13 protein-coding genes are annotated in these 16,100 nt (G+C 37.3%); 7 read left to right on the forward strand and 6 right to left on the reverse strand.

Going from position 1 to position 16,100, the window contains the following annotated elements; all coding sequences use genetic code 11:
• The first annotated feature begins 138 nt into the window (after positions 1–138).
• Positions 139–579, forward strand: a complete 441-nt coding sequence (locus tag KO502_RS14400) for a hypothetical protein (protein WP_216023262.1) — start codon at positions 139–141, stop codon at positions 577–579.
• A gap of 272 nt (positions 580–851) precedes the next feature.
• Entirely contained in the window at positions 852–3,023 is a 2,172-nt protein-coding gene (locus KO502_RS14405) for a GGDEF and EAL domain-containing protein (protein ID WP_216023263.1), read from the forward strand.
• Positions 3,024–3,119: 96 nt separating this feature from the next.
• Here KO502_RS14405 and KO502_RS14410 read toward each other — a convergent pair whose 3' ends face one another.
• The gene (locus tag KO502_RS14410) at positions 3,120–3,533 is read right to left on the reverse strand and encodes a hypothetical protein (RefSeq protein WP_216023264.1); all 414 of its coding nucleotides are present in this window, start codon (positions 3,531–3,533) and stop codon (positions 3,120–3,122) included.
• 242 nt (positions 3,534–3,775) lie between these two features.
• Positions 3,776–4,546 carry a glucosaminidase domain-containing protein gene (locus tag KO502_RS14415; RefSeq protein WP_354668336.1) on the reverse strand — a complete coding sequence of 257 codons (771 nt, stop codon included), beginning with the start codon at positions 4,544–4,546 and terminating at the stop codon, positions 3,776–3,778.
• 129 nt (positions 4,547–4,675) lie between these two features.
• Here KO502_RS14415 and KO502_RS14420 point away from each other — a divergent pair, with 129 nt between their 5' ends.
• The 3 genes from KO502_RS14420 to KO502_RS14430 all read left to right on the forward strand — a co-directional run bounded on the left by KO502_RS14420 (position 4,676) and on the right by KO502_RS14430 (position 6,800).
• A complete protein-coding gene (locus tag KO502_RS14420; protein ID WP_216023265.1) occupies positions 4,676–5,506 on the forward strand; it encodes an AraC family transcriptional regulator in 831 nt (276 codons plus the stop codon).
• A gap of 174 nt (positions 5,507–5,680) precedes the next feature.
• A complete protein-coding gene (locus KO502_RS14425) occupies positions 5,681–6,238 on the forward strand; it encodes a YbhB/YbcL family Raf kinase inhibitor-like protein (RefSeq protein ID WP_216023266.1) in 558 nt (185 codons plus the stop codon).
• Positions 6,239–6,305: 67 nt separating this feature from the next.
• Entirely contained in the window at positions 6,306–6,800 is a 495-nt protein-coding gene (locus KO502_RS14430) for a hotdog fold domain-containing protein (protein ID WP_216023267.1), read from the forward strand.
• Between the two features lie 207 nt (positions 6,801–7,007).
• Here the strand turns inward: KO502_RS14430 and KO502_RS14435 are convergent, their stop codons facing one another.
• The 3 genes from KO502_RS14435 to KO502_RS14445 all read right to left on the reverse strand — a co-directional run bounded on the left by KO502_RS14435 (position 7,008) and on the right by KO502_RS14445 (position 12,482).
• Positions 7,008–10,181: a CusA/CzcA family heavy metal efflux RND transporter gene (locus KO502_RS14435; protein WP_216023268.1), complete on the reverse strand. Its 3,174-nt coding sequence runs from the start codon at positions 10,179–10,181 to the stop codon at positions 7,008–7,010.
• Entirely contained in the window at positions 10,181–11,800 is a 1,620-nt protein-coding gene (locus KO502_RS14440) for an efflux RND transporter periplasmic adaptor subunit (RefSeq protein WP_216023269.1), read from the reverse strand. The genes KO502_RS14435 and KO502_RS14440 overlap by 1 nt, the downstream gene beginning before the upstream one ends.
• Positions 11,801–12,041: 241 nt before the next feature.
• Complete coding sequence (locus KO502_RS14445; protein ID WP_216023270.1) at positions 12,042–12,482, reverse strand: hypothetical protein; 441 nt, start codon at positions 12,480–12,482, stop codon at positions 12,042–12,044.
• A 454-nt stretch (positions 12,483–12,936) separates the two neighbouring features.
• Between KO502_RS14445 and KO502_RS14450 the strand changes: the two genes are divergently transcribed.
• Positions 12,937–13,560, forward strand: coding sequence for a hypothetical protein (locus tag KO502_RS14450; RefSeq protein WP_216023271.1), 624 nt, complete (start codon positions 12,937–12,939; stop codon positions 13,558–13,560).
• A gap of 168 nt (positions 13,561–13,728) precedes the next feature.
• Complete coding sequence (locus KO502_RS14455; protein ID WP_216023272.1) at positions 13,729–14,148, forward strand: hypothetical protein; 420 nt, start codon at positions 13,729–13,731, stop codon at positions 14,146–14,148.
• 187 nt (positions 14,149–14,335) lie between these two features.
• Here the strand turns inward: KO502_RS14455 and ilvA are convergent, their stop codons facing one another.
• Positions 14,336–15,895 carry a threonine ammonia-lyase, biosynthetic gene (gene ilvA / locus KO502_RS14460; RefSeq protein ID WP_216023273.1) on the reverse strand — a complete coding sequence of 520 codons (1,560 nt, stop codon included), beginning with the start codon at positions 15,893–15,895 and terminating at the stop codon, positions 14,336–14,338.
• Positions 15,896–16,100 lie beyond the last annotated feature (205 nt).

The raw sequence follows: 16,100 nt of genomic DNA on the forward strand, positions 1-16,100 counted from the left end.
TTATTAATTTTAATAATCGGTAAGTAAAACTAAAAAGGCTAGACGACTCATTCTAAAGTTGCCTAGCCTTTCTTTTTCTAGGGTAATTTGCTCTAATAAAACACGTAATTAAATAGAAGTTAAGGTTCAAATAATCTTATGAATAAACACTTAAAAATTGCCTTTTTGGTGGCACCAATTCTTGCTATTGCTGGCTTTGGTCTTGCTGATTTATACAGTGAAAATAAAGCAGCGCAAGAGAAGGTAATACAGCTAGTTGCAGAAGGTAATTGTGATGTTACTCAAAATGACTGTGTACTGACTTCAGGAGAGTTTAAAATTAATGTATCTGATAAAGCTGGCGTTACACAAATTAACTCTACTTTTCCTTTAGATACAGCGACATTATTTTTAGTCGATGAGAATGACAAAATGACCCCATACCCTTTAGGTATGAAAGAAAACCCTTATTATTGGCGCAGAAATACGCCTTTAGGTGAGTTAGTTGCAAACCAAGGTGATCGTTATAAGTTACGCATCGTTGCTACTATTAAAGGTGGCCAATACATTAGTGAATTTTATACGAAAACGGTTCATTAGATTGTTTTTTCTTCCTGCTTAATTATTCACTTTTCGATAAAATTGCTGAAAAAGTGAATCTTACTCTGCAGCTTTGCTATCATGATTAAAGCTCTGTTAAACTCTACTTAACCTGACTCGGTTTAAGGTACTTTTAACCTAAATTTATATTCTAGCTCAATATTCAACGTCAATATTTCAGCCAGTATAAATTTATCATTATTAATCAATTGTTTGGCTAATCGTTTAAGTATAAATATATTTACTGACAGCTTCTCGGATACATTAGTTATATGCAAGAAATTGAAAAATTCAATGCGGATAGATTTGAATTAGTTATTAATGCCGCAGGGATGGGAGTTTGGGACTGGAACATTAAAACGGAAACTGTATTTTTCAGCGAGCGTATGGCTGAGATTATTGGTTACTGTTTAGATGAATTACAGCCTATAAGTTTTGCAACTTGGTTTAAATATATTCATCCAGAAGACCTACAAAAAGCGAATGAAAGACTCGCTAGTCACTTACAAGGTGATGCCGAATTATACGAAGTTGCGGTAAGAATGAAGCACAAACATGGGGAATATGTTTGGGTATTAATTGCAGGTAAAACAATAGAGTGGCATGAAGATGGTTCACCTAAACGTATGCTTGGCTTTCATCGAGAAATCACCTTACGAAAAATAGACGAGCAAAAATTAATTACTACTAGCTACTTGTTGGATGAGTCGCAACGTATTGCGAAAGTTGGTGGTTGGCAATTAGACGTGTTGTCTGGTGAGTTATTTTGGACAACCGAAACCTACCGTATACATGAAACCACAGCTGAAGAGTTTAACCCTACCGTGGATGCAGTTTTTGAGTACTTTATCCCTGAATCAAGAGTACTAATTGAAAAAGCTTTAGATAACGCAATTAATCGAGGTATTGGCTACGATTTAGAATTAACAACCTACACCACTAAAGGTAAATTAATTGACGTAAGGGCAACTTGTATTGTTACCATGAAGGATAACAAAGCAGTTAGGTTAACGGGTATATTTCAAGATATTAGCGAAGAAAAGTCTATTCAACGGACCTTAAAAAACTCCAATCGAGCATTAGAACAAGTGAATATTAAACTTGAGCGAAATGCTAATTATGACGCACTTACCGGCCTACCCAATAGAAACCTTTTAGCTGATCGGATGCAGCAAACTATTGAACATAGTAAGCGTTCTGAAAATAGTGTTGCTATTGCCTTTATTGATCTTGATCGATTCAAAGAAATTAACGATGCTTATGGCCATAGCTTTGGTGATGAACTCTTGTGCAGTATAGCCAATCAATTTACTAAGTTAATGCGCTCATGCGACACTCTAGCACGCTTTGGCGGCGATGAATTTGTGATGATACTAGATGAGCTAGAACATCCTGACGATTGTATTGTTATTTTAAAACGCATCCTTGATTCTATTAGCAAAACAGTATTATTAAAAAATAAAGCTATTCAAGTCTCAGCTAGTATTGGTGTCACTATTTATCCGCAAGATAATAGTAATTCAGATCAGTTATTAAGGCATGCTGATCAGGCTATGTATATTGCTAAAAATACAGGTAAAAATTGTTTTCATATTTTTGATGTAGCTAAAGATGTGGCGGAAAAAAATCAACATGAAGAATTAGAAAATATTAGATTAGCGTTAAATAACAATGAATTTGATTTGTTTTATCAGCCGAAGATTAATATTAAAACCAATAATGTAATAGGCGTTGAAGCACTCATCCGTTGGCGCCATCCAGAGCGAGGTATTTTACCGCCAATAATGTTTTTACCTATTATTGAACAAGATATTTTGGATATTAAAGTAGGTGAGTGGGTTATTGAAAAAGCGTTAACACAACTGTCGCTTTGGTCTGAAAAAAATATCAATATTCCGATCAGTGTCAATATCAGCCCATTGCAATTGCAAAGTCTTGATTTTGTTAAGCGTTTAAAAGTTATTCTGAAGAAGTTTCCGCATTTTAGGGCGGGTAGTATTGAGTTTGAAATATTAGAAACCAGTGCCCTCAAAGAAATAAATCAAGTCACTAAAGTTATACAAGAATGTCATCAATTAGGCATTGTTTTTTCAATTGATGATTTTGGGACGGGCTATTCATCGCTGTCTTATTTAAAACGGCTACCTACCGAATATCTCAAAATTGATCAGTCTTTTATTCGAGACATGCTGATGGATGCCGACGATAAAGCCATTGTTATTGGTATTATTGGCTTAGCTAAAGCGTTTAGCCGAAAAATTATTGCTGAAGGTGTTGAAACTACCGATCACGGTGAGCAATTACTTATATTAGGTTGTCATTTGGCACAAGGTTACGGCATTGCTAGACCAATGCCGGCTGATGATTTTATATTGTGGCTAGAAGCTTGGGAAAAGGAAAATGATTGGGAATATTTGTGCGATGTAGGTGTTAAAAAGGAATAGTTTATTAAGTCAGTATTAGTGCCTGTCTTGTCTACTCTTAATATAAAGAAGTCCAAACAAATTGCTGTAAAAGTAATCTAGAAAGAGCAACAGGCCCTATAATACGGTTTTATTACCAAAATTTTCTCTATCGGTAACAGTCGCACTTTCATTGCATTCCCCATGTAGTGTAAAAATTGATTTATTGAATGTGCGATCAAGTTCAAAATAGCCTGTACGACAATAATTATTTTCCTCTAACTTTTCTACTAAGCGAATTTCTAATTCTTCAGACATTAAGTCGTCTAAGTTTTCTTTTTTAGATGCGCCTTTTGATTTACTTTGTCTGTTAGCAGTTTTCTTTCTGTCACGGCCTTTGCCTTTTTTACTCTTGCCTTGCTCTTGGCTAGGGCTTCCTTGTTGTTTATCTGCAGTTGAGAGCTTGTTTGGATTAACAAAAACTATAGAGAAGCTAAACATTTTTGTATCATTATCAAGAATGCTTGGTCGAAATACTTCAGTTATTTTCATATCGTGTTTGCTACTACAACCAGCAATAACAATACTCAACAGTAGAACAATAAAAAGACTTTTGAGTGGAGTAGTTGAATACATAATAAATTTATTAATAAATGAGAAAAGAAGTGTTTATCATAACGGTTTATAAATAAAGAAACGTAAAGTAAAGACAAATTTTTTGCTTTTACGTTTTAGATAGTCATTATTCTAGTACCTAGTACCTAGTACCTAGTACCTAGTACCCAGTCATAGCATTACTCATCATCGACGCCTTCACCGGTAACATCATACTGATTAAACTTATTGAATTTGATAATTGAAGTTAATTCTTCGCCGTATAAACTGCCCTTTTCAGAATAACTATCTAGTTTAGTAACTAAGATAAATGGGTCATCTGTAATCATTCTTGTTTGTCTGAACTCTCCAAAGGCATGGCTGCGCCCAAGGGTGCGATAATAGTCGTATACTGCAGCTTCAATACTGTTATATTTTTTGATCCAAATAGTTTTATCACCTCGTTTTTTTAAGGCAGCGACTCTAGGCTCATCTTCGTCAAAAGACCAAACACCAAAAATATTATTGGCGACCCTGAAAAAGCGTGAAGTCGCCCACGAACTTTCCATGGCAGCTTGTGCAATAGCAATACTTCGAGGGTGTGGCTTAAGCGCCATGAGTAACGCTTCGTTAGAGGAAGCTTTATATTCTGTTTTTAATGCTTCAATTTCTGTCTTATTTTCACCAGCATCAATATTGTTTTTTATTCTTTCATAGCGGCTCATGAGTTGCGTATATACGTGGTCAACGGCAGGAACAATTAATGATTTAAAACGCGCTTTCTTCTCTTGCACGGTCATTTTCGGTAACTCAGCTTGAACTTCTTTTTTATCTGTTTTCGTAGCTAAGTAAATGGTGCTGGCGATTATTATGATGAGCAATACAATCGTGACAATCACTTTTATTTTACCTGATAATTTTTTTGTTTCAGATATTTCAGCAATCGTTTCTTTATTTGAGTTTAAGGTCACAAAGGTATTTCCAGGAGTTTGTTGAAAGGGTGGTTCACACTAAGTAGGATAGCCTAATTACCAAACAAAATCATATTCTAGCGGCTAAAAGAATATTAAATAATACCTATGTCTTCGTTGAGTTAAATCATGGATAAACTGATTAGTATCATTAAAGCGGCAATTACTGAAGCCGCTACCAGTGATAATTGTTCACTGCCTTTCGCTGTTTACAGTTCAATAAAAGAACAACATTTATTAAATGTACCCGTTGTTAAACCGCTTCTTATTGCGGTACTTGCCGGTGATAAGCAATTAGGTAAACAAGGAGAAATATCTTGTGGCGCTGGAAACTTCATTTTTTTATCTGACAATCCGGCAATAGATATGCGTAATATTCCTCAAGCGACTGAATATTTTGCGCTGCTTATCGAATTTGAATACGAAGACTTTATTGGCTTAAGGCCATACTCGGTCTCTCAAACTGGTGGTAAGCCGTATTGTGTAGGCGAAATATCTACGGTATTAAATAAATGCTTACAGCAATTTGTTGAGTGGTCAGTTTTCTCGCCTCAAGATATGTGGTCTATTCGCAGAAAAGAGATATTGCAGTTGCTATATTATTTAGGTTATCAAAATATTGTTTCAATGGCTGCGTCGCATAAAGTAGGGCAAAAAATACATACAATGTTAAGTGCACAGCCCGCAGTAGATGTTCCTCTTGCTCAAATATGTCAACAACTGGCAATGAGCGAGTCTACTTTGAGAAGAAAATTATTAGCTGAAGGTAGTACGATTCAAGAAATTAAAGACCAAGTTAAATTAGGCTTGGGTTTACACTTAATTCAAACAACCGAACATTCAATTATTTATATCGCAGAACAATGCGGCTATCAGTCTCAATCTCGTTTTACGGAACGCTTTAAACATAGGTTTGGTTTAACCCCTTCTGCATTGAGAAAGACTAAGGTGACGGGATAGGGCGAAAAGTTGACTGTATCAACACTATAAATATTAGTAACGAACTTTAAAATAGCAGCTAGAGTTAATAATAACTCTAGCTGCTAATTGTATATAATCAATCATAAACATAACGGTTTATATTGAATGAAAGTAAAAGCAGTAAGTTCACAATAATTAGAGAAGGTACAGAATATGTTTAAATCGCTTACTTTAGTCACCTTAATATCGGTATGTTTGTCGGCCACTGTTTTTGCCAATGCATTGACGTTATCAAGCCAAGATATTACTGACGGTGAGTTAATGTCCAAATCACAAGAATTCACAGGCTTTGGTTGTACTGGTGGAGATTTATCGCCACAACTACAATGGAAAAATATTCCCGAAGGTACCAAAAGTTTTGCTATTACTGCTTATGATCCCGATGCGCCAACAGGCAGTGGTTGGTGGCATTGGCAAATAATCAACATTCCTCTGAGCGTAACCGATCTTGCTACAGGTGCTGGAAATACTAAAACCGATTTAGCACCTACAGGCAGTATGCAAATAAATAATGATTATGGCAGCCGAGGTTTTGGTGGCGCTTGTCCGCCAGTAGGGCACGGTGTACATCATTATCAATTTACTGTGCATGCATTATCAGTAGATAATATTGAGCTACCTGCAGATGCTTCAGGTGCGTTAGCAGGCTATATGATTAACGCTAACACTATTGCAACAAGCACAATTGTTGCGTTGTATGAACGTCATTAGTCGTGCAACGAAAAAATAGCGGATTAAAAACCGTTTATTTAAAATATGTTTATAGTGAGGAAATATGATGGATAAGAGCGACAACACCTTGAAATTGAGTGCTAATAGAACCCTGTCGCTCTATCAAAAATGTGTAAAGTATCCGTTTGGAAATAAGTTGTTTTCAATTATGGTAAGTCGTATTGCTCCATACTTCTCAACTATCAATCCTAAAATTACCGAGTTAGCGCCAAATCAATGTACCTGTCTTATCAAAAAACAGAAAAAGGTTTTTAATCACATCAAAACTGTGCATGTTATTGCAATTTGTAATGGATTAGAAATGGCCATGGGAGTAATGGCTGAGGCGTCAATTCCACAAAGTTTACGTTGGATCCCAAAAGGTATGACAGTTGATTATACCGCAAAAGCGGGTAGTGATATTCGTTGTGTTGCAAAGGTTAATGCTGAAGATTGGCAACCTGGAGATATGCTAGTTGATATTACCGCATACGATGAAAATGATGTAGTTGTAGTACAAGGGCACATTAAACTTTGGATTTCTGAAAAACCAAGCGCTTAATTTATTTAAAGTTGTTAAGGTAAATAGTGTGCATTGAAACTAGGAAAATGAAGGTTTTTGTCGCAAAGTTGATTAAACTTAATCAACTTTGCTTATAGGATGGTGGAAAGTAAATCACCTCCATCTTTTTATCTGTAAAGCTAAGTATTAAATAGATAATGTAAAATTATGCCGGATCTGTAACCGATTTTGCATAAATAAACGGCTTTAACTGGATCTTTGATGTGAATGAATAGGAAATCTCGCTGAACGCCATAAATAATATAATGCAGGTAAAATTAATAAAGTAAGTAACATAGCACTTGCCATACCGCCGACCATAGGCGCTGCAATTCTACTCATTACCTCTGAGCCTGTTCCTGTGCCGTATAATATAGGTATTAAACCGATAATTACTGTACCACCGGTCATCATAATTGGTCGTATTCTTAAACCTGCACCATGTAACACAGCTTGTAATATATCGGCTTTAGTCGTTGGTTTTTGTTGCTCGTTATGTTTCGCCAATACAGCATAATAAGCTTGATTCAAATAAACCAACATAATTACGCCAATTTCAACGGCGACACCTGCTAGCGCAATAAATCCAACACCAACCGCGACTGAAAAATTAAAGCCTTCTAAATACATTAACCAAACACTACCAACCATAGCTAGTGGTAAGGTGCCTAATATCATCACCACTTCAATCACATTGCGAAAGCTTAAGTACAGTAAGACGATGATAATTACCAAGGTTAACGGAATAACATAAGTTAATTTCGCTTTAGCGCGTTGCATATATTCATACTGACCTGCCCAACTAATTGAATAGCCAGTCGGCAGCACTAGCTTTTCATCGAGTACTGATTTTGCTAGCTCTACATAACTACCAATATTTTCATTTTCGGTCAAATCGACATAAACCCAACCCGTTAAACGCGCGTTTTCTGATTTTATGCCTGGTGGGCCATCTTCAATAAATACATTAGCAACTTCACCCAAGGTGATTTGTTGCCCCTTAGGTGTCACAATAGGTAATTTAGCTAATTGCTCAGGTGAGTCACGGTAATCTTGTAGATATCGCAAGTTAACGGGATAACGCTCTAACCCCTCAACCGAGTTAGTGATATTCATGCCACCAATAGCACTAGCAACTACTTGTTGAACATCACTAATATTTAAGCCGTAACGTGCAGCTTTAAGGCGTTGAATATCTACTTTGATATAACGCCCACCAGCAACACGCTCAGAATACACAGATGCAGTACCGGACACATTGACTAAAATATTTTCAAGTTGTTGACCTATTTCTTGAATAGTGTCGAGTTTAGGGCCAGATATTTTAATGCCTACGGGGGTTTTAATACCTGTAGCTAACATATCAATACGGGTTTTTATTGGCATTACCCAAGCATTAGTAACACCGGGCAGTTTTACTAAATCATCTAACTCTTTCTTCAAGCTTGCTGTTGTAACGCCTTCGCGCCATTCATTTTTGGGTTTGAACTGTATAAAGGTTTCTATCATGGTTAACGGCGCGGGATCGGTTGCGGTTTCAGCGCGACCAATTTTGCCAAATACTGTTTTAACCTCTGGAATCGTTTTAATGAGTTTGTCAGTTTGCTGTAATAATTGTCTTGCCTGACCAATAGAAATACCGGGATAAGTAGTTGGCATATACATTAAATCGCCTTCATCAAGAGGCGGAATAAACTCACTACCTATCTTATCTAGTGGGTATAAACCTATGATAAATATAATAACGGCAGCAGTTAACGTCGTTTTAGGAAAACGTAATACCGCTTTAAGTATCGGCATGTATAGCGCCGTCAACGCTTTATTTATAGGGTTTTTATGCTCCGCTAGTACTTTACCGCGAATGAAATAGCCCATTAATACTGGCACTAAGGTTATGGCTAATGCCGCAGCGGCAGCCATAGCATAAGTTTTAGTGTAAGCCAGCGGTGAAAACATGCGGCCTTCTTGTGCTTCAAGGGTAAACACCGGCATAAAACTGACGGTAATGATCAATAAACTGAAAAATAAAGCCGGGCCGACTTCACTGGCTGAATCGATAACTATTTGCCAACGTTTTTCATTGGTCATCGCTTCATTTTCAGGTAAGCGTTCCATGTGTTTATGCATATTTTCAATCATCACAATAGCACCGTCGACCATGGCACCTATGGCAATGGCGATACCACCAAGCGACATGATATTGGCATTTAATCCTTGATAATGCATAACAATAAAGGCTGTTAAAATGCCCACCGGAATACTGATAATAACCACTAAGGATGAGCGAATATGAAATAAGAAGATAACGCAAACCAAAGCAACCACGCCAAATTCTTCTAACAATTTCATCGCTAAATTACTCACTGAGCGCTCAATTAAGGCTGATCTATCGTAAACAGTGACAATTTCTACGCCATCAGGTAAGCCTTTCTTTAATTGTTCAAGTTTGGCTTTTACGCGGTTAATAACCTGTTGTGCATTTTCGCCATAACGCATTACGACAATGCCACCAACGGCTTCACCTTCACCATTTAGCTCGGCAATGCCACGACGCATTTGCGGTCCTGTGCCTATTTCGGCAACGTCTTTTAGTAATAACGGCGTGCCATTTTCATTCACCCCGAGCGGAATATTTTCGAGATCTTCCACGCCTTCTATATAGCCTGTAGCGCGGATCATATATTCCGCTTCGGCCATTTCAACAACCGAAGCGCCAATTTCTTGATTACCTTGTTTTATGGCAGTTTGGATCAGCGATAATGGAATAGCATAAGCGCGTAACTTGTCTGGGTTAACTTGTACTTGGTATTGTTTAACCATGCCGCCCAGCGCACTAACTTCAGAAACACCTTTTACTGTTTGTAGTTCATATTTTAAAAACCAATCTTGTAAGCTGCGTAGCTGACTTAAATCATGTTGCTCATTTTCACCTGCATCAGCTTTATTAACTAACGCGTAAAGATAAACCCAGCCAACGCCTGTTGCATCAGGGCCTAATTGTGGTTTCGCTTCGCTTGGTAAATTGGGAGATACTTGGCTTAAATACTCTAAAACACGAGAACGTGCCCAATAAACATCAGTATCTTCTTCGAAAATAACATAAACGTAAGAATCACCAAAAAATGAAAAGCCGCGAACAGTCACAGCTCCGGGTACCGATAACATAGCTGTGGTAAGCGGATAAGTGACTTGATCTTCAACCACTTGCGGCGCTTGCCCTGGGTAACTGGTTTTGATGATAACCTGTACATCAGATAAGTCAGGTAGTGCGTCAATTGGCGTATTTTTTATCGTATATAAACCAGCACCTACCAAAATCATGGTAGCGAGTATGACGAAAAAGCGATTAGCGACTGACCAACGAATAATGGCAGCAATCATTAGTGTGCCCCCTTAGCCATCGCACCTTTCGTCATGGGCATGGCGTTAACAATGACAAAATTTCCATCTCGTATTTCAAAGGTAAACATTAAATAGGCGTCAACAGTGAACAACGACATATCAACCGTTTCGCTGACAATGAAATCAACCGTAGCTGGCTCTCGGTTCCACTTCTCTATCGCTTCGCGGTCGATAGTAACCATACTATGAGCTGGCATTACCGAGATAACAGTACCGTGCACCATTGCTGTAGGAGTAGTTGAGGGGGAAGTTTTTTGGGTTGGGTTTTTGGTACTTTCTTCATCTAAACTGATAGCTACAGGGGAATTCTCATCAGCATTCATGCGTTTAAAATCAGAGTTTTTACTTGATTCGGAGTCGAGTAAAAACTGGCTGGAAGTTACCACTTTCTCACCTTCAGACAATCCCGATAGAATTTCAATATTATTACGATCAGCGCGACCAATTTGCACCGCAACCGATTTAAAAGAGCCACCCCCTAACGCTAGTACCACTCTATTTTGAGTACCGGTGCGAATAACCGCCTCTCTTGGTACTTGTAAAACTGTGGTGTCGTTATTGTTATTCGCTGCAATAACAATATTAGCGAACATGTTAGGTTTTAAAAGTCCGTTGGCGTTGTCAAAATGTAACCTCGCGACACCTGTTCTCGTTTGTGGGTTGAGCATAGGGTGTATATGCTCAATTTTTCCTTGCCATTGTTTCCCTGGAAAAGAATCAATGCGCATGTTGGCGTCATCACCCATAGCAAGCTGAACAATATCTCGCTCATACACTTCTGCTTTTACCCAAACTTGCGATAAATCAACGATTGTTAACATCTCTGTTTCAGGAGTTACGTACAGTCCTGCTCTAACGGTTAAGCTTTCAACAACCCCTGCTTGCGGTGCATAAAAAGTAACGTATTGTTGTGCTTTTTTATGTTTTTTAATCGTCTTAATCGTGCTTTTCGGAACATGTAAGGCGATAAGTCGATTTTCAGCAGATCTAATTAATCGGCTAATATTACTGTCTAAGGCGAGTAATAATTCTTCTTGTGCGTTAACTAACTCAGGTGAGTAAATATCGTAAAGTGGCTGGTCTTTTTCTACGTGTTCTCCAATAGCGTTTATGTGCATTTTTTCAACCCAACCTGCTATGCGCGAATGCAGATGAACGAGTTTATCTTCATCATAAGTAACATAACCGACGGTTTCTATTTTGGTATTAAGAATACCTCTCGTCACTGTTGCCGTTCGAACACCTAAGTTATTAATAACTTGTGAAGATATTTTTATCGTTCCTGCGCCTTCATCTACAGTACTACTGTTTTGGTTGCCGTAATAAGGAACGAGATCCATACCCATAGGAGATTTTCCCGGTTGGTCACGACGATAATTATCATCCATCGGTGCTACCCAATATAAAGGCTTTGTTTCATCAGTTGTTATATTAGCGCCAGTAGCCGCTTGGGATTGCGAGGATAAGTCGGTTTTCAATGAAAATTTATTTCCTAAAACCGCCCCTAGTACTAATGCGGCAGTGAGCCCTAGAACTGAAGTGATATGTTTTTTTGCTCTAGGGTTTTCTGTTGTTGAGTTGGCTTTGTTGTTTTGCATTTTATTCTCCACGCTAGGTAATATTGTATTGCAGGTTATTTAGCGTTTTTATGTGATCGAGCTATTTAAGTTCAAACCAGAAACTATATTTGACATAACTATAAGTTGTCAGTCATAAATTGTGCTTGAAATAAAGGGTAATTAATCGCAGTGCAAATTACGTAAAGTCGATATGTATTATCAACATAGCCATTCTCAATACTAAAGAGTGAGATGCTTTTTAGACGTAATGAGGCTGTAATTAGCTCAGTATTGGAGGTTTATACAAGGATGTAGGGATGTTTTTTGATACAAGTGATTTAAATGAATGTATCTTGGTTGGGGTAGTAAATTTAGGTGTGTGATTAATACTTGCTATAAATGTCGCAACGGTTGCACAGCCTGTAGTTAAGCAATTACATTCTTGTGTGCAGCAATTACTTGGAACATGCTTAATACTTATATTTGCAGTATTACTGTTCGTGCTAGTGGAGTTTAGGTTAGCAGGCGGGGCTAGTGTTTTAGTTTGATGACAACTAGGATTATTATTTAGATTATCTACAACAGATTGCTTAGCCATATTATGTATATTTATAGCATTACTTGTCATGTTATAAGACATGATCATAGATGCCGTTGATTGACCAAAAAAGATCAAGCTAAGCAATAAAATCATGACAGTTTTATTTAAATATACAGACATAAACAATAATTAATCAAATAAGTTAAATACAAGGTTGAAACTGATTACGATAAACGATTTATAAATACTAGCATATGTTAATACTTTTAACGGGTAAATATTATTTCGATATACTAATGAGTAAATTATATAGACTTGAATTATTTTTAAAAACATGAATAAACTTTAAGATAATTTAAGTACGTCATTTTAAACACGTAAAGTGTAAATTTTATGTAACTAAATTAACAGCTTACTGCCATTTTTTTGTCAGATTAATTTACAGTTTAGCATTTTAAGATTTTAATAACATTTATAGTGTATTGAAATATATATCATTTATATAAGTGGCTTGATTTTTGCTATAGAAGGGGTGTTAAAGAGAGCGCCGATTAATGTGAAGCCTTAATTTTCGCCCGTGTAGATAATCTATTGTAGGCTTTCAAAGTTTACTTAATATTAAGTAGGAGTTTCAATGAAGTTTAAAAATTTGAATACCTTATTAATCGGTTTTACTTTAGCAATGAGTGGCATTGTAAATGTCGCGAATGCGGGATTGATTGCGTTTAATGACCGAGCTACATTTGAAAGTTATTTAAGTGGGGTAGTTACTGACGACTTATCCTCTATTGGTAGTGTCGCTGAGTATTCTGATAGTGAAACTTTGAATGACTTTACTATTTCGGGTGACATGTATCGCTGTCATTCAGATGATGTATGTTATGGGCCATATAATAACCTGACGGCTGAGTATCTTTGGGTAGATGGCTCTGCAAACTTTTCATTTAATACAGGTATTGTGGGCTTTGGTTTTGATTTTGACGCTGATGACTCTAAAGCTTACGGAAATTTTTTAGTTGCAAATCTTAATGGGTTAACTTCAACAGCTACTAATACCGGTGGTTTTTTTGGTATTGTTTCGGATGACGGCTCTACCTTTTCAGATATAAATTTTACTCCTGACTTAGCTAGTGCAGTATTTGATAACGTGACTTATGCAACAGCTTTAGCACAACCAATAGCGGTTTCTACACCTGCTGCATTTATTATTTTAGTATTAAGTATGATGGGTTTAATTGCTCGTAAATTGAAAAAATAATACTATTAAATCAACAAACCACTTAAAAACACCCACTGTAACAATGGGTGTTTTTTTGTATCTGGGCTTTAGTTTCTTGTCATTTTTACGTTATCTCAGTTAATATTGAAAGTTAATATGGCAATTAGTTTGATTTATGATTGTCTATTCATTTAAATAAGGAATTTTATGCGCGGTGCAGGTGGAACATCAGGTGGTTTAGGGCAATTCTTCGTCGGGTTAATTATGATGTGTGGGGGATTCTACATGTTACTTAATGCCATTCAGGTTAACTCGAGTTTTGGTATGGGAATGCGACTTTATGGCTTTTCCGCTATGGGTGGTATGTATAGTATTACTAGCGGTATGGTGATGATCCCATTTATGTTTGGCGTGGGCTTAATTTTTTATAATGGAAAAAACATTTTGGGCTGGGTGCTAGCATTAGGCTCAATCACCGCACTGATTTTTGGCGTAATCTCGTCTATTCGTTTTAGTTTTAGAACGATGACCTCGTTTGATCTGATTGTAATTTTAGTGCTGGCGATGGGGGGGCTAGGCTTGTTTTTACGTTCATTAAAAAAAATTGAAGCCATGCCAACAGAGTAGGTTTTTATTTATGGAATTTAGAATTAAGGTTAAATAATTACCAAATAAACCACTGGATTCCCGCCAAGATAACGCGGGAATGACGGTAACGGAATTTACGAAAATGGCCTTGTAGGCGGGAATTTATTCGCGCGAATAAATTCCCGCCTACAAGCTTAATTATCAATTATGCTCAACCAGTCTAGTATTAATTCAAAAACGCTTGATATGCTTGGTTTTCAGTTTCTTCTCGCCATTGGTAACCTAAATCATCAAGATGTTTGAAAAACTCTGTTTGTTGGCTGTCAGCAAGTTCAAAGCCTGTTAATACCTGTCCAAAAGCTGCGCCGTGGTTGCGATAATGAAATAAAGTGATATTCCAATGCTCGCCCATTGCCGCTAAAAACTTTTCTAACGCGCCAGGGTGTTCTGGAAACTCAAAGCTAAATAACCGTTCATTTTGTTCATTGTTGGTGTTTTCAGGATTTTTACCACCAATCATGTAACGAACATGCAATTTTGCTAATTCATTGTCAGTAAAATCAATGGCTTGGTAATTAGCTGTGTGTAAGTCTTGTAATAGCTGTTGTCGTTCTTCAACAGTTCCACCTAAACGTACACCAACAAATACTTCGGCGCAGGCTTTACCTGAATAACGGTAGTTAAACTCGGTAATGGCACGATTGCCTATAGTTTGACAAAAACGTTTAAAGCTGCCTTTTTCTTCGGGAATAGTTACCGCTAAAATAGCTTCTTTTTTCTCACCTAATTCACAGCGTTCAGAGACATAGCGTAAGGTATGAAAATTCATATTTGCGCCAGATAAAACAGCCGTTAAGGTTTCGTCACCTTTACTGGTTTGGCAATATTTTTGTAAGCCAGCCAAAGAAAGTGCACCGGCAGGCTCAGCTATAACACGAGTTTGCTCAAAGATATCTTTAATTGAAGCACATATTTCATCAGTAGTTACGGTAATAACTTCATCACAATATCGTTGTATTAAATCAAAGGTGTGTTGACCAATGCGTTTAACGGCAACACCGTCAGCAAATAATCCTACTTGCTCAAGATCAACTGGCTGTCTAGCGGCTAATGCTGCTTTTAAACAGGCAGAATCTTCGGCTTCAACACCAATTATTTTAGTCTCTGGGCGTAACTGCTTTATATAAACGGCCATGCCGGCAAGTAAGCCGCCGCCGCCAACAGGAATGAAAATAACATCACCCTTGGGTAGTTGCTGTAATAGCTCTTTGGCAACGGTGCCTTGACCTGCAATAACATCAACATCATCAAACGGGTGGATAACTGTTTTATTTTCGGCAGCAGCATACTCCATTGAAGCGGCTTGCGCTTCGTTAAAGCTATTGCCTACTAAACGAACTTCACCACCAAAACGTTTTACATTGTCTACTTTAATATCAGGTGTGGTTTTAGGCATAACTATTGTGGCTTTAATACCTAATTTACTAGCAGCTAAAGCTAAGCCTTGAGCGTGATTACCTGCTGAGGCAGCAATAACGCCATGAAGACATTGTTCTTCGGTTAAGCTGTTAAGCTTGTTATAAGCGCCACGTAATTTAAATGAATGTACAGGTTGTTGATCTTCACGCTTTAAGTATATTTGGTTATTTAAACGTGTTGATAGTTTAGTGCAATGTGTTAATTCGGTTTCAACCGCCACATCGTAAACTGGTGCTAGCAAAATACGTCTGAGGTAAGAAAGACCTTCTTCTTGTGGGGATAATTGCGGGTGATTTTGCTCGTCCATTTTATTTAACCTTAACCTATTTTTGTAGAGTTTATTTTGTAGAACTTGGGTCGTCTAAAAATCAAAAACCTAAGTCGTCATAATGGTTTATGGCGTACTTAGGTTTTAGGTAACTTATTCAATGTAACTAATATTACTGCTTAACGCGAAAAACAATGGATCTTCGACTAGACACTTCGAAGATGACGGCATCAATACATCAATA

Source organism: Colwellia sp. E2M01 (genome assembly GCF_018860585.1).
Classification (GTDB): Bacteria; Pseudomonadota; Gammaproteobacteria; order Enterobacterales; family Alteromonadaceae; genus Colwellia.